Raw genomic sequence first — 19,081 nt, 5'->3', positions numbered from 1 at the left:
TCAGAGTGTTGCCAGCGCCTCGATCAGGGCCCGCTCGCCATCGCTGAAGCGTGACTGCGGATTGTAGATCAGCTGGATATCCGCTTCGGGCAGGTCCCGGTACGGAGGGAGCTGCCATAGCTGGCCCTGTTCGACGAAGGGGCGGGCCAGGTGTGCCGGCAGGGCGCCGATACCGATGCCGTTGACGATCATTCGGCACACCTCCTCGACATTGCTCGAGGAGCCCCGCACCTGCTGGCCGATCGACGCCAGCGCGCGCATCGCCGTCACTGGTCCCATGTAGTCGCCCCCGAGCACATCGGAGGTGAAGCCGATATAACCCTCGCCCCGCAAGTCCTCCAGCTCCAGGCCCTCGCGTTCGAACAATGGGTGTGTCCGCCCGCAAAAGATGGCGTACTGCTCGCGGCTCAGCAGGACCTTGTGCAGCGGGGTCGGTACGTCGGCATCGCAGATCCCCAGGGTGACGGTGCTCTTTTCCACTGCCCGTATCACCTCCGCGGTGGTTGCGATCTCAATCGTCAGTGTCACCCCTGGGTGGGCGCGGAAAAAGCGCTGCAGCAATTGATCAAGGCGATCGCTGGTGACCTGGCTGATGCTGATAATGCGCACATGGCCGGTGGTATCGACATCGGCATCGTGCATCACTTCATTCAGCCGCGACACTTGGCGATAGACCTGCATGGCCTCCTCGTAGAGCTTCTGTCCGGCGGGTGTTAGTTCGAAATGTCCCGGGCGGCGGTCGATCAGTTTGCGCCCGACCGCGCCTTCGAGGCGCTTTAGCGCGGCGCTGACGGTGGGTTGCTGCAGACTGAGCCTGTCGGCCGCGGCACTGATACCACGAGCCTGGACGATAAAGACAAAGGTACGCAGCAGGTTCCAGTCCAGCCGGGTGGCGAAGCGTTCGAGTTGATTGTGCGGATTAAACGGCGTGGACATGGGCGCCTCGGCAGGCAGGTGAAGGGGTATCGGTCAGAGTATAGATCTTATCTATATCCAAGATTCAGAATAACATTTTTATCAATATTTGGTGCTCTGTTACCGTCAGCTTATCCATCGGGCTTCACTGTGAGTGGCGTCCGCTTTCTAGTCTGCCGGGTATCACCATGAATTCCACAGCCTGCCTGCATATTGATCAACAGCTGCTAAGCGAGAATGCGCGTTTGCTGCATACCCTGTGTCGGCGCCAGGGTGTTGAGCTGGCCGCCGTGGTCAAGGCCGGTTGCGGTCTGGAGGCGGTCGCCCAGGCGGTGCTGGCCGGTGGCTGTGACCTGCTGGCCGATTCCCGGCTCGACAATATTGCACGCCTGCAGCAGGCTGGCGTGGATGCACGCATGATGCTGCTGCGCCTGCCCGCCCCGTCGCACGCCGAGGCGGTGGTCAGCCTGGCGGATATCAGCCTGAATTCGGAGTATGACGCCATTCATGCATTGCACCAGGCCGCGCTGCGTCAGGGGCGCCGGCACGGGATCATGCTGATGGTCGAACTGGGCGATCGCAGGGAAGGCGTTGTGCCGGGGCAGTTGCCCGCGCTGATTGAGCGCTTGCGGCCGCTGTCCGGGATTCGGGTGGTCGGTGTCGGCAGCAATTTTGGCTGCCTGGGTGGTGTGCGCACCACGCAGCAGAATCTTTCGGAACTGGTGCGTTGCGCTCAACGCGCGGAGGCGCAACTGGGCTATCGACTGGAGGTGGTGTCCGGCGGTAATTCCGGCGCATTGCCGCTGTTGCTGGAAGGCCGGTTGCCGGCGGGGATCAATCAGGTGCGGGTAGGCTTTTCGATGCTGCTGGGCCGAAACCCCTTTACCGACCAGCCGTTGCCGGGTCTGCATGTGGACGTGTTCGAACTGGACGCCGAACTGATCGAGATCCAGACCAAGCCTTCACTGCCGGAGGGCGAGGTGGTGCTGGATGCATTCGGCCAGGTGCCCCGGTTTGAAGACCGCGGCCCTCGAGTGCGCGGGATTGTCGGACTCGGCCGCCTCGATACGGATCTGGCGACGCTCAGGCCCGCCGATCCGCGTATTGAGGTGATCGGAGCGTCATCGGATCATCTGGTACTGGATCTGACCCGCAGCGGACCGCACCGCATTGGCGAGCGGATCCGCTTTGTTCCGGGTTACGGCGCGCTGGTGCAGGCCATGCTGTCACCCTATGTGCGCAAGCAGTTGCGCGCGCCGGCGATCACTGTGCCGCCAGTACCTGCTCGATCGCCGTTTCCAGCTTTGCCATAGCGGCGTGAATATCCTCATCGGGAATGATCAGCGAGGGGGTGAAGCGCAACACATTGGGGCCGGCCATCAGGATGAGCAGCCCCTGCTCCCGCGCGGCGGCGAGAAACTCGCCGGCCTTGCCATGCCAGGCATCAACCAGTTCGACGCCGATCAGCAGGCCCGCACCGCGAATCTGCTGGAAGATCCCGAGCCTGTCGCTGATGCGCTGCAACGCCTCGACGAAGAGGTCATGCTTGCGTTTTACATCGGCCAGCAGGGCAGGGTTGCTGACGATATCGAGCACCTTGCCGGCCACGGCACAGCCCAGCGGGTTGCCGCCGAAGGTGCTGCCGTGGGCGCCAAAGCCAAAGCTGGCGGCAATCTTGGCGGTGGTCAGCATGGCGCCGATGGGAAAGCCGCCGCCCAGGCCCTTGGCGCTGGTGAGAATGTCGGGCGTCACGCCCATCTCCATGTAGGCGAACAGGTTCCCGGTGCGTCCCACGCCGGTCTGGATCTCATCGTAGATCAGCAGTGCGTTGTGCTCATCGCACAGCGCACGCACCGCCTGGGCGAATTCCGCCGTAGCCGGAATAACGCCGCCTTCACCGAGAATGGGTTCCATGACCACGGCACAGGTGCGCTCTGAAATAACCGCCTTCAGTGCCTCGATATCGTTGTAGGGCACATGGGTGATGCCGCCGGGAGCGGGCTCGAATCCCTGGCGGTACTTGGGCTGGCCACCGACGCTGACGGTAAACAGGGTACGGCCATGGAACGACTGCTCAAAGGCGATAATTTCGTGCTTCTGCGGGCCGACGTGGTCGTATGCATACTTGCGGGCCAGCTTGAAGGCCGCTTCGTTGGCTTCGGCGCCGGAGTTGGCGAAAAACACACGCTCGGCAAAAGTCTGCTGCGTCAGTTTCTGTGCCAGTGCCAGTGCCGGTTCATTGGTGTAGACGTTGCTCAGGTGCCAGAGGGTGTCGGCCTGCTGCTTGAGCGTCTGCACCAGTTCCGGGTGGCAGTGCCCCAGCAGGTTGACGGCGATACCGCCGGCCAGGTCGATATAGTCGCGACCTGCCTGATCCCACAGATGTGATCCCTCACCGCGCACCGGGATTATGGCCTGGGGCGCGTAGTTGGGCACCATCACTTCATCGAAGGTTTGCCGGTTTACCGGGTTGCTTGTCATGACTGTCCTCATGAGTTGTTCCATTACAGGTTGCGCAGGTTGCTCAGTTCCCGCACTGCGACGGACAGCATTGATAGGTCCGGTTTGTCGCTGCTGCGTATTTCACTGAACAGCTGTTGCAGGTGTTGCAGGATGGGTCTGCTCTGGGCCTGCCAGTGTTGCAGGCGCTGATCCAGATCATCGCAGTTTTTGATGCCGCTGAGTACTGCCGTGCACGCCTGGGCGAGCGCGCCGTCAACCTCCAGGGACAGGGCTCGGCGGGCTTTGCGCTGCCAAAGGTCGCGCTCCGGCAGGGACAGGATCATTTTGCGCAACGGGCTCAGTTCAAGGTGCCGTTCCAGGGTGAAGTAAACGCGGCTGGCAGTCTTGCTGTCCTGCTCGCTTTTCAGGCAGAGGTCGACAATTTCCAGCCCGCGTGTCAGGTTGGGCAGTGCCGCCAGGCGTTGCGCCAGGGCGTGGGGCAGCCCCGCATCCTGCAACGTCTTGCTGTCATGTTGCAGGCGATTCTGATCCTCGGTATCGAGGTAGGGCACCAGTACGGTACTCACCTCGGTGACGCTGTTGCCGTAGCGTCCCAGCAGGTCGGCGATGTTCAGGTTACTGCCATGGTTGCGCAGCAGCCAGAGACTGGTGCGCTCTAGCAGTGAGTGAATGCGCAGTAGCTGCAGGCGGAATAGCTTGTCGTTTATCTGGTCCTCAAAGCATTCGAGGTCGCGCCAGAGTGCGGGCATGTCCAGCAGCCGGTGTGCGACCATCCAGGCCCGCAGTCCGTCCAGGGCGCTGCAGTGGGCTTCGCTCTGCAGGTAGCTGACCAGGGTTGAGCCCATGCGATTGCAGATCAGGTTGGTGCAGTGGGTGGCCACCAGCTGGGCATGTAGTGGGTGCAGGTGCAGGCTGTCGCCAAAGCGCTGCTGGATCACCGTCGGGAAATAGTTGTGCAGTTCCTGCGCGAGCCAGGCGTCGTTGCCTATACCGTCGTCGATCAGCTGGTCGCACAGCCAGAGCTTGCTGTAGGCCAGCAGTACCGCAATTTCCGGGCGGGTCAGCCCCTTGCCGTTACGCGCCAGCTCGTCCAGTTGCTCGTCGTTGGGGAGATACTCGAGTTTGCGGTTGAGGCGGCCCGCCTTTTCCAGCAGCTGCATGAGGCGGCGGTGGTCGTTGATGCGCTTGGACGCGACCTGGTTGGCGGCACTCAGTATCTGGCACTGGCCATAGTTGTGGCGCAGCACCAGGCGGGCGATATCCTCGGTCATGCTTTCAAGTAGCGGATTGCGCTCGTCTGCGCCGAGTGTGCCGGCGCTGACCTGCTGATTGAGCAGTATCTTCAGGTTGACCTCGTGGTCGGAGGAGTCCACGCCGCCGGCGTTGTCGATGGCATCGGTATTGATCAGGCCGCCGTGGCGGGCGAACTCGATGCGCGCACGCTGGGTCAGGCCCAGGTTGCCGCCTTCGCCGATGACCTTGAGGCGCAGCTCGCTGGCATTGATGCGCACATTGTCGTTGCTGCGATCGCCCACCTGGTCATGGGTTTCACTGCTGGCCTTGATATAGGTGCCGATGCCGCCGTTCCAGAGCAGGTCAACCGGGGCCTTGAGAATCACCCGGATCAGCTCGTTGGGTGTGAAGCGGGTCTGGTCGGTACCCAGTGCGGCCTGTGCCTCGGGGCTGAGGTCGATATGCTTGGCGCTGCGCTTGAAGAGCCCGCCGCCGGCGGAGACCAGACCGAGGTCATAGTTTGTCCAGCTTGATCCCGGTAACTCGAACAGTCGCTTGCGTTCCTGCCAGCTTGAGGCCGCGTCGGGGGTCGGGTCGATGAAGATGTGCTGGTGGTTAAAGGCCGCGACCAGGCGGATATGGCGGGACAGCAACATGCCGTTGCCGAACACATCGCCGGCCATGTCGCCAATACCCACGACAGTGAAATCTTCCGACTGGCAGTTGCGGTTCTGTTCGCGGAACAGCCGTTTGACCGACTCCCAGGCGCCCCGGGCGGTGATGCCCATCTTCTTGTGGTCGTAGCCGTTGCTGCCGCCGGAGGCGAACGCATCGCCGAGCCAGAAACCGTATTCGGCACTGATGCGGTTGGCGATGTCCGAGAAGGTGGCGGTACCCTTGTCGGCCGCGACCACCAGGTAGGGATCGGGGCCGTCGTGGCAGATCACGCGAGCGGGCGAGACGATGTCATCGCCGACGCGGTTATCGGTGATGTCGAGCAGGCCGCGAATAAAGGTCTCGTAGCAGCGGATCACCTCCGCCTGAACCGCATTGCGATCGCCGCCGTCGGGCAGTTGCTTGGGCACGAAACCGCCCTTGGCGCCGACCGGCACGATCACCGAATTCTTCACCATCTGCGCTTTCACCAGCCCAAGCACCTCGGTGCGAAAATCCTCGCGCCGGTCCGACCAGCGCAGGCCGCCGCGCGCAATAGGCCCTGCTCGCAGGTGTACGCCCTCGACCCAGGGCGCATAGACAAAAATCTCGAACGCCGGGCGCGGTTCAGGGGCGAAGGGGAGGTCGCGGGTATTGAGCTTGAAGCTCAGGTAGCCCTTCTCCCGTTCTTGGTCCGCCTGGTAGTAATTGGTGCGCAGCATGGCTTTGACCACACCCAGGTAGTGGCGCAGGATACGGTCTTCATCGAGGTTCTCGACGGTTTCCAGTGCGGCCAGGATATCGGCGCCGAGCAAGTGCCCCATTGCCTTGCTGCCGGGGGGCGCCTCGGGATCGAAGCGTGCGCTGAAGAGCGCCAGCAGCTGGCGGCAGATCTGCGGATTGCGGCCCAGCGCCTGCTCAATGTAGTGCTGACTGAACGGCAAGCCCAGTTGCAACAGGTACTTGCACAGGGCCCTCAGCAGCGTGACTTCGCGATAGGAAATACCGGCGCGCAGGATCAGGTGGTTAAAGCGGTCATCTTCCAGTTCGCCGTAATAGGTGCGAATAAAGCTCTGCTGGAACTGTTCCCGCAGAGCACTGTTGTTGAGGTCGAATTCGGTCTCGCTGTCGAGGCTGAAATCAATGATCCAGAAGGTCTGGTCGGCTTCGTCGCCAATGAGGTAGGGCGTGGCGTCCAATACTCGAACACCCAGATGCTCCAGAATAGGCAGCACATCGGACAGTGCCAGGTTGTGGCCGCGTCCCAGCACCTTGAAACGCACCGGTCCCATGTCGGGGCGGTATAGCTGGGTGGTCAGGGCCGTGTGCAGGGCACTGAGTTCGCGGATATCGGCAACGGCCGTTTCCGGGCTGTGGTTGTCGCGGTAGGCGGCGGGGAAACGGGGGCCGAAGCGCTCAAACAGCCGATTGGCTTGTGCTTCGTCAAAAGTGTGCAGCAAGGCCTGGTGCAGTTTGTCCTGCCAGCTCTGGATGGCGTCGGCGATAAGACGGCGCAGCAGTTCAAGGCTGTATTCCTGACGATGGGCCTGTTTGCAGTGAATACTGAACTGGACCTGGGCCAGGGGCTGCTCGCTCAGGCGCACGCTGTATTCAGCGCTGTGCCCGTGCAGCTGGCGCAACAGTATGTCCTGCACACGGATCCGTACATCGGTCGTGTACTGATCCCGTGGCACCAGCATGATCACATTGATGAAGCGGCCGTAAGTATCCGGGCGCAGAAAGACGCCAAAGCGACGTGTTTCGACACACTCAAGCATGCCATTGATGGTGTCGTGCAACTGTTCATAGCTGGCTTGCAGCAATTCTTCCCGCGGGTAGCCATAAATGATGTGACGCAGCGCCTTGTAACCATGTGTATCGTCCGGCATGCCAGAGGCATCCAGCAGGCGTTGTACATGTTGGCGAATGCGCGGAATCTGGGTGATGGGCGTATCGTAAGCCTTGCTGGAATAGAGGCCGAAAAAGCGCCACTCGCCAATGACCTGGCCCTGCGGCGAGATTTTCTTGACGCCGATATAGTCGAAATGCGCCTGCTGCTGCACGGTCGAGCGGGTGGATGATTTGGTGAGTACCAGCACCTGGGGGGACTCGAGTTGGCGGCTGAGGTGTTCATCCAGCTCCAGTGTGCGCTGTGATTCGCTGATCGGGTCACGGAAGCTGCCCAGGCCGCTGCCTTCTTCGTAATGCAGCCGGTAACGATTGCCCTCGATGGGCTCCACCCGGTAAAACCGAAAACCGATAAACAGGAAGTTTCCATTGGCCAGCCAGCGCAGCAGTTCCACGGCCTCACGGTTGTCTTCGTAGCGGTTGCAGATGTCGCTCTGCTCGCACCAGCTGGCGGCCTCTTCCACCCGTGCCAGCAGCGGTTGCCAGTCTTGTACCGTGTAGCGTACATCGAGCAGGATCTGCTGCAGGCGCGATTCAATATGCCGCAATGCCTCGGGGCTGGTCTGGCGGTCTATTTCAAAGCGCACCAGGGTTTCGACGATCCGACCGGGTGCGTGTGTGCCAGGGCTGCTATCCCATAACTGCAGCAGATGGCCCTGACTGTCGCGCTCGGCGCAGTATATCGGGTAGCTCTGGCGGTGAATAAACAGGTCCTGGCGCGCCAGTTCGGTGGCACAGCTGGCGACGATGAAGGGCATGTCGTCCATGACAATTTCGATCACGCTGTGGGTGCTGTGCCAGTAGTCGTGCTGGGGGTCGGGGTTGTAAGCGCGGATGAGGGTTTGCTCGGGCGCGCGTTGCTCAATACTTTTCCATATATCGAGCAGGGCACCGTAGCGGTCTTCAGCCGTCATGCTGTTCATGCCGGCAGTGCTTTCACCCTGCGGGTGAAATATAAGCTCGCAAAGGTGTTGCAGCAGCGTGGCCTCTGCCGCGGAGTGCCGGGCACTGATGAGCGCCTGTACATCGGTGTTTAAGCGACTGTTGTGTGCTGAGTTCAGATCCATGGCTCTCTGTCTTATTATCCGGTTGGCCCGCTAAGTATCAGTCAGGATTGCAGACTTCGACAGTTGTCGGGACGGATAAGCGCATGCAGAGGCTAAAATGTGGCTGAGCCCGTCTTCGGGCGCGCGCGAAGACGGGCTCGTCTGGGCAGAACGTGGCAATTATGCGGGCTGCTGTCAGCAGGTGGAGGGTGTCGCCCTGCGTGTACTGTCAGCTTGCACAAAGCCTGGCCGGCCGGCGTACCAGCCGCAGCCGAACTGTACCAGCTGTAGCAGCATCAGCAGCACCAGGGCGCCGCTCCAGCTGTTCATCCAGTCATTGACCAGGCCCAGCATGACGGGGCCCGCGGCGGCGAGCAGGTAGCCAATGGACTGCGCCATGGCGGAGAGGCTGGTGGCCTCGACATGGCTTTGAGTGCGCAGGCCGAACAGTGACAGCGCAAAACTCAGGGACGCCGAGCCGCACAGGCCCAGCAGCGCGGCCCAGAGGACCGGTGCTGCAGTGGGTGTCAGCCAGAGGCCGCACAGCCCGGCGATACCCAGTACGAGTATCAGCAATGCCAGTGGACGCTGATCGGTCATGCGGGCGGCGATCATGGGGATCAGCAGGTTGGCGGGAATGCCCGCCAGGTTGATCATGGAGGCGGCGAAACCGGCGTCCTGGTCGTCAAGCCCCGCATCCATGAGTATCTTGGGCAGCCAGGTGGCAATGGAATAAAAGAAAAAGGACTGCAGGCCCATGAACAGGGTCAGGGCCCAGGCTGTCGGGTCGCGCCAAAGTGTAACCCGTGCGGAGGGCCCCGGCGCTTCCTGGGTGCGTATCCGCAGCATATACAGCCACAGCGGCAGGCAGACCAGAGGCAGTATCGCCCAGAACTGCAGCGCTGCCTGCCAGGCATCAAAGGCATCGCGCAACGGTATCGCCAGATAGACGCCAAGGCCTGCGCCCAGGCTCAGGGCGACCGAATAGAGCCCCGTCATCAGGCCGATCTGGCGCGGGAAATAGCCCTTGACCAGCCCTGGTATCAATACATTGAGCAATGCAATGGCGATGCCCAGCAGCAGTGTGCCGACAAGTACCAGGTTGAACAGGCTGGTGGTGCGCAGCGCCGCACCCGCGGCGATCAGCAGCAGCGCCATAATGACCAGCAGTGGCGCGCGGACGCGTCGGGCCAGCGCGGGAACGCAGATGGATATCAGTCCAAAGCAGATCAGCGGCAGGGTGGTGAGCAGACTGAATTCTCCGGCGGACAGGGCCAGGCTGGCACGGATGTCCGCCACCAGGGGGCCCACGACGACCAGGCCGCCCCGCAGGTTCGCGGCTGCCAGCAAAACGGCGAGGGCTGCGATAAAAAAGGCCCATTTTCGGCCGTCAAAGGGGCCTTTGAGTAACGTCATGAATACATCCGCGCAGTGGGGCGTTACGCTCAGAAGGGCGCCGGCGAAGGCGAGGCAGCGAGCAGCGGGCTCGGGTCCTGAGGCAGTGAAGTCGGTCGTAATTGTGCCATTTTGGTGCACGCAGAAACAGGGTATAAATCGAACAGTCTGTTGTACTTTTGTGCGCTATCAATGAGCGGGATATGTCCGGGTATCCGATGCGTTGCGGGATGATCAGGCTGTGGACTGGAACAGGTGTAACAGGGACAGCGCATCAGCGGTCAGCTTGATCCCCACCAGGATAGTCAGGGTTTCGAAAGTGCGTTTGACCAGACGATTGCCCTTGGCAATCGACAGGTGTGCCCCTGCGTAGGCTCCCACCAGGGCGCCGAGCAGCAGCGCCGGCAGCCAGGGCCATTTTGGCACCTGCTGCATGGCGATGGTCAGGGCACCGAAGCCGTTCCAGAACACCCCCACGAGTACCAGCACATAACTGACGGCACGCTGGTAATCCAGGCCGAACCAGCGCACCAGCCAGAGGGTGACAAACAGGCCGGTACCCGAGGTCAGCGAGCCGTTCAGAATGCCGATCAGCAGCAGGCCGGCACCGCCAATAACCAGGCCGCGCCGATCCCGGTTGCGCGGCTTAAACTCCATGCCGAGTTGTTTCTTGCAGCTCGAATAGATGCCCAGGCCACAGGTGAGCAAACCGAGCGCCAGCAGGGTCCAGGCTTCGGGCAGCTTGAGTACACTCCAGGCACCAAAGACGACACCGGGCAGCCCACAGGCGAGGATAAAGCCACAAAAACGCGGCTCAAGGTGACCTTCGCGCAGGTGGCGTAGCGTGGCGCCCAGGCCCAGTGCAACGCTGGCGATCTTGTGAGTGGCCAGTGCAACGCTGAATGACAGGCCCAGGAAGAGCAGCACCGGCAGCTGCAGCAAACCGGCCCCGCCACCGGCAAGGGCACTGAGACCGTTGGCCAGCAAGGAGAGGACAAAGAGACCGAACTGTTCGAGCAGCAGGTCGAGTGTCATGGCTGTAACCGGTGTCGTGACGGAACAGCGCCCAGGCCCGGCGCGGCCACTGGTCTGTCCCACTTTTCATGCGTGGCCAGTGCAACGCTGAATGACAGGCCCAGGAAGAGCAGCACCGGCAGCTGCAGCAAACCGGCCCCGCCACCGGCAAGGGCACTGAGACCGTTGGCCAGCAAGGAGAGGACAAAGAGACCGAACTGTTCGAGCAGCAGGTCGGGTGTCACGGCTGATGTCGCCTAAGACTGCGGCGCGCAGCAGAGCCATGGGCCTGCAGGGCTGCTCGACTGTCCCGATTTTCATGCGTGGCCAGCAAGGAGAGCACAAAGAGGCCTCTGTGCTCGAGCAGCAGGTCGAGTGTCATGGCTGCTGTAGCCTCAGGCTGCGACGCGGAACAGGCCTGTTGCCAGACGCGGCCACTGGTCGGGCCAGAGCTCGGTGGGGCGCTGGCGGAACTCGCTGCGCACGAACTGGCGGATACGGCCTTCGATGGCAGCCATCATCAGGTTGGCGGTGGCGCCGGCGGTGGTGTGGGTTCTGAGGCCCTCACGCAATTCGGCTTCGCGCAGTATCTGGCGCAACTGGGTTTCGAGGCGTTCAAAGACCTGGTGCACGCGGGCGCGCAGGCGGTCCGTTTCGCCGGCCAGGGCGTCGCCGGTGAGGATGCGTGCCATACCCGGGTTGCGCTCCACGAAGGCCAGCACCAGGGTGAGAATCTGCTCACACTGGCGGATGGCGCCCTGGTCGGAGCCGAGGATCAGCGTAACGCGGGAAAACAGCGTGTCTTCGATGAAGCTGATCAGGCCCTCAAACATCCGTGCCTTGCTGGGGAAGTGCCGGTACAGGGCTGCTTCGGAAACGCCCACCTCGCGTGCCAGTGCGGCGGTGGTAATGCGCTGGCCCGGATTGTTTTCGAGCATGTGTGCCAGCGCCTGCAGTATCTGCTCGCTGCGCGAAACCTTGGTGTGCTCGCTCATGCAAAGTCCTTTGAAGCATGCGGTTGAGTATCAGCACAGGCCCACCACGGACTGTCCGTGGTGGGCCTGTGCTGCGGGTCGGTTAGAGGCTGCGGTTGGTGATCAGGGTGCCGACACCCTCGTCGGTGAAGATTTCCAGCATGCAGGAGTGCTCCACCCGGCCATCGATGATGTGGGCGCTGTTGACGCCGTTTTTCACCGCACTCAGCGCGCAGTCGATCTTGGGCAGCATGCCGCCGTAGATGGTGCCGTCCTCGATCAGTGCATCGACCTGGCGAGTGGACAGACCGGTCAGCAGCTTGCCGTCCTTGTCGAGCAGGCCGGCGATGTTGGTCAGCAGCACCAGCTTTTCGGCCTGCAGTACTTCGGCGATCTTGCCGGCCACCAGGTCCGCGTTGATGTTGTAGGACATGCCGTCTTCACCCACGCCGATGGGCGCGATGACCGGGATGAAGTCGGAGTTGACCAGCATGTCGAGCACCTTGACGTTGACCTTCGATACTTCACCGACATGGCCGATGTCGAGAATTTCGGGGGCCTCCATTTCGGGGGTCTTGTGCTTGACGCGCAGCTTGCGGGCCGACAGCAGCTGACCGTCCTTGCCTGTCAGGCCGATAGCCTTGCCGCCGTTGCTGTTGATCAGACCGACGATCTGCTTGTTGACCATGCCGCCGAGCACCATTTCAACCACGTCCATGGTTTTGGAGTCGGTGACACGCATGCCATTGATGAAGTGAGACTCGATATTGAGCTTTTCCAGCAGGTCGCCGATCTGGGGGCCACCACCGTGCACGACGATGGGATTCAGGCCGATCAGCTTGAGCATGACGATATCGCGGGCAAAGCTGTTTTGCAGCTTCTCGTCGATCATGGCGTTGCCGCCGTATTTGACCACCAGGGTCTTGCCGACAAAACGCTGGATATACGGCATTGCTTCACTGAGCACCTGGGCGGTGTTCATGGCTTCGTTGCGTGTCAGTGCCATTCCTGTGTCACTCCTTTCTACCCGGTAATTAAACAGGCATCCCTGCCTGTTTAATTGTCGCCCGTGTTAAGCCGGGCGGAATTTTGTGAATTCCCTTGGTTTTCAAGGGGCTCGCATTGGCTAGGGCCAATGATGTTACGTCTTTTGCTACATGCTGGCGTACCGGTGTCTGCAAACCGGCCGGGCGGCCATTTACACGTCAGTGTCGCCCGGAAGATCCAAAGCCGCCGTCGGCACGCTCGGAGGCGTGGAATTCATCCACGACCTCGAAATCCGCCTGTACGACCGGTACCAGCACCAGCTGGGCAATGCGCTCGCCGGGCTCGACGACAAAGGTCGTCTGGCCACGGTTCCAGCAGGAGACGAACAGCTGACCCTGGTAGTCGGAATCAATCAGGCCTACAAGGTTTCCGAGGACGATACCGTGTTTGTGACCGAGCCCTGAACGGGGCAGGATCATGGCACACAGCGACGGATCTTCAATATAGATCGCAAGTCCGGTGGGCAACAGTTGTGTCTGGCCGGGCTCGAGCGTCATGGGTGTATCCAGGCAGGCGCGCAGATCCAGCCCGGCGGAACCGGCAGTGGCGTAAGCGGGCAGCGGGTAGTCGCGGCCAATGCGGGGATCGAGAATCTTTACTTGCAGTTTTTTCATTGGGCTCGGTTATACAGTTCGGCGATTTGACGGATCAGTTGGCTGGCCAGCTGACGTTTCGAGGTTTGGGGCAGGGGTCGTGCTTCGTCGCGGCTGACCAGGGTCACCGCATTTTCATCACTGTTAAAGCCGATGCCGGGCTGGGATACATCGTTCGCGACGATCAGATCCAGCTGCTTGCGCTCCAGCTTGCTGCGGGCGTAGTTGAGCAGATCCCGGGTCTCGGCGGCGAAGCCCACGGTGAAGGGCTTGCCGGGCAGGGCGGCGACGCTGGCGACAATATCCGGGTTTTTCACCAGGTGAAGTTCCATCACTTCCTCTGAACCCTTCTTTATCTTGTGCTCGGACACGGCCGTAGGGCGGTAATCGGCCACGGCAGCGGCAGCGATAAAGATGTCACAGGATGCAATGCCATCCATGGCGGCCGCCAGCATGTCGTTGGCGCTCTGCACCTGCACCACGTCCATGCGCGCTGGTGCGGCGAGGTTGACCGGCCCGCTGATCAGTTTGACGCGGGCGCCGGCATCCACTGCCGCCTGCGCGAGGGCGTATCCCATTTTTCCGGAGCTGTGATTGGAAATGTAGCGCACCGGGTCGAGCGCCTCGCGGGTCGGCCCCGCGGTGATAAAAACGGTCTTGCCGGCCAGGGCGCCGGTATCGAACTGTTCGGCCGTCAGTTGGGCCAGCTCGACCGGTTCCAGCATTCGGCCGGGTCCGGTATCGCCACAGGCCTGCGCGCCGCTGCCAGGGCCAAAAATGCCGATGTTGCCGGCCCGCAGCTGGGCGATATTGTCCTGGGTATGGCGATTGCGCCACATGGCCTGGTTCATGGCTGGCGCCAGGCAGATCGGTGCATCGGTGGCCAGGCACAGGGTGCTGAGCAGGTCATCACCCTGGCCGCCGGCGAGGCGGGCGATAAAATCGGCACTGGCCGGCGCAATCAGAATCAGGTCGGCCCACTTGGCCAGTTCTATATGACCCATGCCGGCTTCGGCTTCCGGGTCCAGCAGGTGCTGGTGCACCGCATGCCCGGACAGGGCCTGCAGCGTCAGAGGCGTGATGAACTCGGTGGCAGCGGGCGTCATGACTACACGCACATCGGCACCGGCCCCCTTGAGCAGGCGCGTGAGTTCGGCACTCTTGTAGGCCGCTATGCCGCCGGTAATGCCCAGAATGATTTGTCTGTTAGTAAGTCGTTGCATACCCTGAGCCGATGTGTCGCCGTCGCCTGAAAAAGAGCGCCTAAGATATCACTTCGAAGCCGTTTTGCGTAGGCGTGCAGTCAGCGGCTGTATCTGTGCTGAACGTGGCCTGCTGCTAAGCTCCAGGTGTAACCGGCGGCCTGCATGGCAGACGGCCGGGAGGATTGAAGACGACACAAGGAGGTGTCAGATGTCCATTTCAGACTGGCCGGCGCAGGAGCGCCCGCGCGAGCGGCTGTTGTCTTTAGGTGCGGCGGCATTGTCGGATGCTGAGTTACTGGCGATTTTTTTGCGCACGGGTGTCAGTGGCAAAAGCGCCGTGGATTTGGCGCGTGAGTTGCTGGATCGCTTTGGCGGGCTGCGGCCATTGCTGGAAAGCAGCCGTGAGCATTTTTGCCAGGGTCTGGGGCTGGGCGATGCCAAGTTTGCCCAGTTACAGGCCGTACTGGAAATGGCCCGGCGTCATCTGGAAGCCGGGCTTGAACGGGGCGATGCACTGGAAAACCCGGCGGCGGTACGGCGTTACCTGACCGCACGGCTGCGGCATCAGAGGAGGGAGGTGTTTGCCTGCCTGTTTCTGGATAATCGCCACCGGGTGATCCGTTACGATGAACTGTTTTTTGGCACCATTGATGCCGCATCGGTCTATCCGCGCGAGGTTGTCACGCGGGCGTTGGCGCACAACGCGGCCGCCTTGATACTGGCGCACAACCATCCCTCGGGCGTGGCCGAGCCATCGCTGGCAGATCAGCAGATTACGCGGCGCCTGATCGATGCCCTGGCGCTGGTGGATATCCGTGTACTGGACCATATGGTGGTGGGGGATACGGAGGTGGTGTCGTTTGCCGAGCGGGGGTTGCTGTAAAGGGGCTAATTATTGAACAAATTGTCTGGTGTCGTCGCGCATGTTTGAGTATGATATGCGCCCTTCTGTCCTCCTGGTACGGGATTTAGTCCGGTTTTTGGACGCTCCGCCTGAGATAGCTGCTGATCTTTGCTATCGATAAGTATCTGGACAGGGTTATATAAACTTTTCGAGAAGGTTTTCGAGATGTCTAAAGTTTGCATGGTTACCGGCAAGCGTCCGGTTACCGGGAACAACGTTTCCCACTCACAGCGTAAAACTCGCCGTCGTTTTCTGCCGAACCTGCATTGGCACCGTTTCTGGGTTGAAAGCGAGCAGCGTTTCGTTCGTCTGCGTGTATCTTCCAAAGGTATGCGTATCATCGATAAGAAGGGTATCGATTCGGTTCTGACCGAACTGCGTACCCGTGGCGAAAAGGTTTAAGGAGTTAGATCATGGCTGCTAAAGGCGCTCGTGAAAAAATCCGCTTGGTTTCCTCTGCCGGTACTGGTCACTTCTACACCACCGACAAGAACAAGCGCAACACCCCGGAAAAGCTTGAATTCAAAAAGTACGATCCGGTTGTTCGTCAGCACGTTCTGTACAAGGAAGCCAAGATCAAGTAATTGATCTGCTTCCAAAAAAAACCGGCCCTTCGCGGCCGGTTTTTTTGTGTCCGATATTTGGGGTTTGTACACCGCGCCGATTAGCTGTTCACGATGGCGTCGAGCTTGGCGGCGCAGATGAAATCGTTATCCGACAGGCCGTTCACGGCATGGGTGCAAAAACGCACCGTGCAGTAACCCCAGCCCATGCGGATGTCAGGGTGATGGTTCTGCTGGTCGGCGAGGAAGCAGGCGGCATTGGTGGTATACACCGCCTTGGCAAAGCCTTTGAAGCGAAAATCCCGTTCAATATAGCTGGCGTCATCGGCCAGTACCCAGTCCTGGTGCAGCTGTGGCATCAGTGCCTGGGCTTCGGCGGCGGTCAGTGCCGGTATGCCGCCTTCGCAGGGTACGCAGCTCTGGCCTGCCAGGTCGCAGAATGTATCACTCATGGGGGGGTTCCTCTCGTGGCATTCGTGGCGTGGCGGCAGGGTTTGCCGCCACGTAAATTTCAGGGTGAGTGTTCAGTTTAGCGCGGTCTTGGGGGCGAACAGTGGCGCATGCAGTCCCAGTGCCCGGGCATGGTGAATCGCGCCCAGCACGTCGGTGCGGGTCAACTCGAGCAGCTGATCAAGACCTTCAAGCACAAAGTATAGTGGCTGGTGAATATCGATGCGGTAGGGCGTGCGCAGCACATCCAGCAGATCGAACGGTTGGCGCCGTGCCTGTGGGCTTTCAATTGCGTAGGGGAGTTCACTGGCGGAGGACGCCAGGCCGGCTCCCAGGGCCTTGATCTGGCCGTTTTCGCGAATCAGGCCAAACTCCACGGTAAACCAGTAAAGCCGGGCCAGCCAGACGTGATCCTCGGGCCGGGCCTGGCTCCCCAGCACCCCGATATGGTGCGAGAATTCGGCGATATCCGGGTTGGCCAGCAGGGGGGTGTGGCCAAAAATCTCGTGGAAAATATCCGGTTCCTGCAAGTATTCGAGCTCCTCGCGCGAACGGATAAAGGACGCCGCCGGAAAGATGCGTGAGGAAAGCAACTGATAGAAACGGTCGAAACCGATAAGCGCCGGCACCGGTGTTACGCTCCAGCCGGTTGCTTGCTGCAAGTGCTGTGACACTTCGGCGCACTGCGGAATCCTTGCCGGGTCCAGCGCCAGTCGGGCCAGTCCGTTGTTGAATACCTGGCTGCAGTACTGCTTTGCCTGGGCCTGCTGTGGGCTGAACAGGGTCTGCCAGACCGAGTGTTCCTCGGCACTGTACGAAATCAGGCCCTGGGCATTGGGCTTGTGGGCTTGGTAGCGGCTTGATGTTTTCATGACACGCTCTCGAACAGGACTCTGTATCAATTAGAGTAACGAAGAGCGGGAGAAATTTGCTTGCGCTGTTGTGGAAAATAGCGCAAATTTTGAAATAATATTTCTCAATTACTGGAATGTAAGAAACAAAATGTCTGAAGTGGTCAAGCTGGACAAAACGGACCGCCGAATTCTGCGTGAATTACAGCGTAATGGACGTATCAGCAACCAGGAGCTCGCCGAACATACCAACCTCTCGACGGCGCCCTGCTGGCGGCGTCTGAAAAAGCTCGAGGAAAGTGGGGTTATCGACCGCTACGTGGCACTGCTCAATACCCAAAAGCTGGGCATGCAGACCATGGCCTTTATTCATTTGTCACTGCTGGATCACAGCGATGCCAATATCGCGGCCATCGACGACTTCGTCGAGCAGTCGCCGGAGGTGCTGGAGTGTTATGCCATTACCGGTGCCGAGGACTTTCTGTTACGGGTGGTGGTCGAGGATGTCGAGGCGCTGGAGCGCTTCATGATGCACAAGCTGCTCAAGCTCAAAGGCGTGAAGTCCACCAACAGCTCGCTGGTGCTGCGCCAGAAAAAGTACACCACCGAACTGCCTATACCGGGTGATGACAGATAGCTGCTTGCTCTGAGCCGGCGGACAAATCGCTGCCTTAAAGCTTCAACCAGGTAATCAGGGTGATAGTACCCAGCAGCACGGGCCAAAACGCCAGTTTTGGCAGCAGGTTATCGCGCCAGGTAATGAGATTGGACTTGGCGTCCTGATCCAGTGCAAACAGGTAGGCGTTGAGTGCGGTGAACAGAATGGCGGTGTACATCACCAGGTAGAAATTCTCGATATACACCAGCTCAGAACTGGCGAACTGCTGCCGGACCTGAATATGTGCCAGCAGCACAACGAAAAAAAGTGCCGAGCAAGTTGCAATGGCGCTGCTGGCCGTGAAGTCAAAGCGGGACACCAGCGGACCGCGGGCCGTTACCGTCATCAATTGGGCAAAGAGCAGCAGGGCCACGATCAGCAGTGGCACCAGGTTGATGACAAAGGCATTGATGAACTTGCGTTTCATTCCGATATTAATCAGAAACTCTTTGTAGCTGATTTCTTCTACCTGGGTAAAAAAGCCAAAATCCGTGTCGTAAGGAATGCTGTTGTAACTGAAAAACGTTTCGTCGATATCCCATTCCCCCTGCACGATCTCCTGGTCCAGCCCAAAGCGATGCTGGCTGGTATCGGCATAGGCATCGAAATCGGGTACGAACAGCACGCGATAGTCATTATTCATTTCTTTGGGCCACAGTCGCAGCCAGACGGTCAGGAAATCCAGCGGGTATTTGCTGTAATCGAAAGACTGGCGCAACGTTACATCGAAATACCAGCCGAGCAATTCGTATTCGATACCGTCCTGTACGCCTCGCCCGCTGTACACTTCGCGTAACGTGGTTGAGCTGGAATTGACCTCTTCCGGAAAGATAAAGCTCTTGGTGATTTCGGCGGGAAAGTCGGTTGGGTACTTCTGCCAGATATAACCGGTCACGTTAACGTCGCTGGCCGAATTAAACGCCAGCGACTGGATGAAATATCCGGTTGGTATCAGGATGGGTTGTCGTCCATTTTTGAACTCTACCGTGTCGCCGGCGCTGAGTACGCGTTGCAGGTCGGCTTTGTCGTTGACGCGATCTTCAAGTGAGCCGTGTTCACGCTGAACCTGATTCCACTTGCTTGCGACCAGAACGATGCAGGTGAGCGAGATGAGCAGTGCAATCAGCCACAGTCGCTTGTCGTGGGTCGCTGTTTCAACGGACATAGGCTGATTCTTCCCTTTGCGTATGACTGTTTGACGGTTTGCC

The 19,081-nt window shown here is 60.2% G+C and carries 18 protein-coding genes; 5 read left to right on the top strand and 13 right to left on the bottom strand.

The window, feature by feature from the left end; translation table 11 throughout:
* The gene (locus tag F451_RS0109320) at positions 1-936 is read right to left on the bottom strand and encodes a LysR family transcriptional regulator (protein WP_020681098.1); all 936 of its coding nucleotides are present in this window, start codon (positions 934-936) and stop codon (positions 1-3) included.
* A gap of 167 nt (positions 937-1,103) precedes the next feature.
* On the opposite strand from F451_RS0109320, the gene F451_RS25205 reads away from it, so the two are divergent.
* Complete coding sequence (locus tag F451_RS25205; protein WP_020681097.1) at positions 1,104-2,228, top strand: alanine/ornithine racemase family PLP-dependent enzyme; 1,125 nt, start codon at positions 1,104-1,106, stop codon at positions 2,226-2,228.
* Here F451_RS25205 and F451_RS0109310 read toward each other — a convergent pair.
* The 9 genes from F451_RS0109310 to coaBC all read right to left on the bottom strand — a co-directional run bounded on the left by F451_RS0109310 (position 2,179) and on the right by coaBC (position 14,465).
* Complete coding sequence (locus F451_RS0109310) at positions 2,179-3,396, bottom strand: aspartate aminotransferase family protein (protein WP_020681096.1); 1,218 nt, start codon at positions 3,394-3,396, stop codon at positions 2,179-2,181. The genes F451_RS25205 and F451_RS0109310 overlap by 50 nt on opposite strands.
* 23 nt (positions 3,397-3,419) lie before the next feature.
* A complete protein-coding gene (locus F451_RS25200; protein WP_020681095.1) occupies positions 3,420-8,240 on the bottom strand; it encodes an NAD-glutamate dehydrogenase in 4,821 nt (1,606 codons plus the stop codon).
* Between the two features lie 174 nt (positions 8,241-8,414).
* The gene (locus F451_RS0109300; protein WP_020681094.1) at positions 8,415-9,635 is read right to left on the bottom strand and encodes an MFS transporter; all 1,221 of its coding nucleotides are present in this window, start codon (positions 9,633-9,635) and stop codon (positions 8,415-8,417) included.
* 213 nt (positions 9,636-9,848) lie between these two features.
* Positions 9,849-10,649 carry a sulfite exporter TauE/SafE family protein gene (locus F451_RS0109295; RefSeq protein WP_020681093.1) on the bottom strand — a complete coding sequence of 267 codons (801 nt, stop codon included), beginning with the start codon at positions 10,647-10,649 and terminating at the stop codon, positions 9,849-9,851.
* A complete protein-coding gene (locus F451_RS27695) occupies positions 10,646-10,873 on the bottom strand; it encodes a hypothetical protein (protein WP_020681092.1) in 228 nt (75 codons plus the stop codon). The genes F451_RS0109295 and F451_RS27695 overlap by 4 nt, the downstream gene beginning before the upstream one ends.
* Before the next feature lie 150 nt (positions 10,874-11,023).
* Positions 11,024-11,623, bottom strand: a complete 600-nt coding sequence (gene slmA / locus F451_RS0109285; protein ID WP_020681091.1) for a nucleoid occlusion factor SlmA — start codon at positions 11,621-11,623, stop codon at positions 11,024-11,026.
* Positions 11,624-11,705: 82 nt separating this feature from the next.
* Positions 11,706-12,608, bottom strand: a complete 903-nt coding sequence (gene argB / locus F451_RS0109280; RefSeq protein WP_020681090.1) for an acetylglutamate kinase — start codon at positions 12,606-12,608, stop codon at positions 11,706-11,708.
* A 199-nt stretch (positions 12,609-12,807) separates the two neighbouring features.
* The gene (dut, locus tag F451_RS0109275; protein WP_020681089.1) at positions 12,808-13,263 is read right to left on the bottom strand and encodes a dUTP diphosphatase; all 456 of its coding nucleotides are present in this window, start codon (positions 13,261-13,263) and stop codon (positions 12,808-12,810) included.
* Complete coding sequence (coaBC, locus tag F451_RS0109270; RefSeq protein WP_020681088.1) at positions 13,260-14,465, bottom strand: bifunctional phosphopantothenoylcysteine decarboxylase/phosphopantothenate--cysteine ligase CoaBC; 1,206 nt, start codon at positions 14,463-14,465, stop codon at positions 13,260-13,262. The genes dut and coaBC overlap by 4 nt, the downstream gene beginning before the upstream one ends.
* Before the next feature lie 190 nt (positions 14,466-14,655).
* On the opposite strand from coaBC, the gene radC reads away from it, so the two are divergent.
* The 3 genes from radC to rpmG all read left to right on the top strand — a co-directional run bounded on the left by radC (position 14,656) and on the right by rpmG (position 15,935).
* Entirely contained in the window at positions 14,656-15,330 is a 675-nt protein-coding gene (gene radC, locus F451_RS0109265) for a RadC family protein (protein WP_020681087.1), read from the top strand.
* 186 nt (positions 15,331-15,516) lie between these two features.
* On the top strand, positions 15,517-15,753 hold the full coding sequence (gene rpmB, locus F451_RS0109260; RefSeq protein WP_026291631.1) for a 50S ribosomal protein L28: 237 nt from the start codon (positions 15,517-15,519) through the stop codon (positions 15,751-15,753).
* An 11-nt stretch (positions 15,754-15,764) separates the two neighbouring features.
* Complete coding sequence (rpmG, locus tag F451_RS0109255) at positions 15,765-15,935, top strand: 50S ribosomal protein L33 (protein WP_020681085.1); 171 nt, start codon at positions 15,765-15,767, stop codon at positions 15,933-15,935.
* An 80-nt stretch (positions 15,936-16,015) separates the two neighbouring features.
* Here the strand turns inward: rpmG and F451_RS0109250 are convergent, their stop codons facing one another.
* Together F451_RS0109250 and phhA are read right to left on the bottom strand one after the other, a co-directional pair.
* On the bottom strand, positions 16,016-16,366 hold the full coding sequence (locus tag F451_RS0109250) for a 4a-hydroxytetrahydrobiopterin dehydratase (protein WP_020681084.1): 351 nt from the start codon (positions 16,364-16,366) through the stop codon (positions 16,016-16,018).
* A gap of 72 nt (positions 16,367-16,438) precedes the next feature.
* The gene (gene phhA / locus F451_RS0109245; protein WP_020681083.1) at positions 16,439-17,236 is read right to left on the bottom strand and encodes a phenylalanine 4-monooxygenase; all 798 of its coding nucleotides are present in this window, start codon (positions 17,234-17,236) and stop codon (positions 16,439-16,441) included.
* A 130-nt stretch (positions 17,237-17,366) separates the two neighbouring features.
* Between phhA and F451_RS0109240 the strand changes: the two genes are divergently transcribed.
* Positions 17,367-17,852 carry an Lrp/AsnC family transcriptional regulator gene (locus F451_RS0109240; protein WP_020681082.1) on the top strand — a complete coding sequence of 162 codons (486 nt, stop codon included), beginning with the start codon at positions 17,367-17,369 and terminating at the stop codon, positions 17,850-17,852.
* A gap of 34 nt (positions 17,853-17,886) precedes the next feature.
* On the opposite strand, the gene F451_RS25195 is transcribed toward F451_RS0109240, so the two are convergent.
* Entirely contained in the window at positions 17,887-19,038 is a 1,152-nt protein-coding gene (locus tag F451_RS25195) for a hypothetical protein (protein WP_020681081.1), read from the bottom strand.
* Between the last annotated feature and the right edge of the window lie 43 nt (positions 19,039-19,081).

The sequence above is a fragment of the Marinobacterium rhizophilum DSM 18822 genome (genome assembly GCF_000378045.1).
Taxonomy (GTDB): Bacteria; Pseudomonadota; Gammaproteobacteria; order Pseudomonadales; family Balneatricaceae; genus Marinobacterium_A; species Marinobacterium_A rhizophilum.
This window is presented reverse-complemented; position numbering and strand designations above follow the sequence as displayed.

Bases quoted from the DNA above. Each gene is read 5' to 3' on its own strand.
- F451_RS0109320 (WP_020681098.1), bottom strand. From the start codon at position 936: ATGTCCACGCCGTTTAATCCGCACAATCAACTCGAACGCTTCGCCACC.
- F451_RS25205 (WP_020681097.1), top strand. From the start codon at position 1,104: ATGAATTCCACAGCCTGCCTGCATATTGATCAACAGCTGCTAAGCGAG.
- F451_RS0109310 (WP_020681096.1), bottom strand. From the start codon at position 3,396: ATGACAAGCAACCCGGTAAACCGGCAAACCTTCGATGAAGTGATGGTG.
- F451_RS25200 (WP_020681095.1), bottom strand. From the start codon at position 8,240: ATGGATCTGAACTCAGCACACAACAGTCGCTTAAACACCGATGTACAG.
- F451_RS0109300 (WP_020681094.1), bottom strand. From the start codon at position 9,635: ATGACGTTACTCAAAGGCCCCTTTGACGGCCGAAAATGGGCCTTTTTT.
- F451_RS0109295 (WP_020681093.1), bottom strand. From the start codon at position 10,649: ATGACACTCGACCTGCTGCTCGAACAGTTCGGTCTCTTTGTCCTCTCC.
- slmA (WP_020681091.1), bottom strand. From the start codon at position 11,623: ATGAGCGAGCACACCAAGGTTTCGCGCAGCGAGCAGATACTGCAGGCG.
- argB (WP_020681090.1), bottom strand. From the start codon at position 12,608: ATGGCACTGACACGCAACGAAGCCATGAACACCGCCCAGGTGCTCAGT.
- dut (WP_020681089.1), bottom strand. From the start codon at position 13,263: ATGAAAAAACTGCAAGTAAAGATTCTCGATCCCCGCATTGGCCGCGAC.
- coaBC (WP_020681088.1), bottom strand. From the start codon at position 14,465: ATGCAACGACTTACTAACAGACAAATCATTCTGGGCATTACCGGCGGC.
- radC (WP_020681087.1), top strand. From the start codon at position 14,656: ATGTCCATTTCAGACTGGCCGGCGCAGGAGCGCCCGCGCGAGCGGCTG.
- rpmB (WP_026291631.1), top strand. From the start codon at position 15,517: ATGTCTAAAGTTTGCATGGTTACCGGCAAGCGTCCGGTTACCGGGAAC.
- rpmG (WP_020681085.1), top strand. From the start codon at position 15,765: ATGGCTGCTAAAGGCGCTCGTGAAAAAATCCGCTTGGTTTCCTCTGCC.
- F451_RS0109250 (WP_020681084.1), bottom strand. From the start codon at position 16,366: ATGAGTGATACATTCTGCGACCTGGCAGGCCAGAGCTGCGTACCCTGC.
- phhA (WP_020681083.1), bottom strand. From the start codon at position 17,236: ATGAAAACATCAAGCCGCTACCAAGCCCACAAGCCCAATGCCCAGGGC.
- F451_RS0109240 (WP_020681082.1), top strand. From the start codon at position 17,367: ATGTCTGAAGTGGTCAAGCTGGACAAAACGGACCGCCGAATTCTGCGT.
- F451_RS25195 (WP_020681081.1), bottom strand. From the start codon at position 19,038: ATGTCCGTTGAAACAGCGACCCACGACAAGCGACTGTGGCTGATTGCA.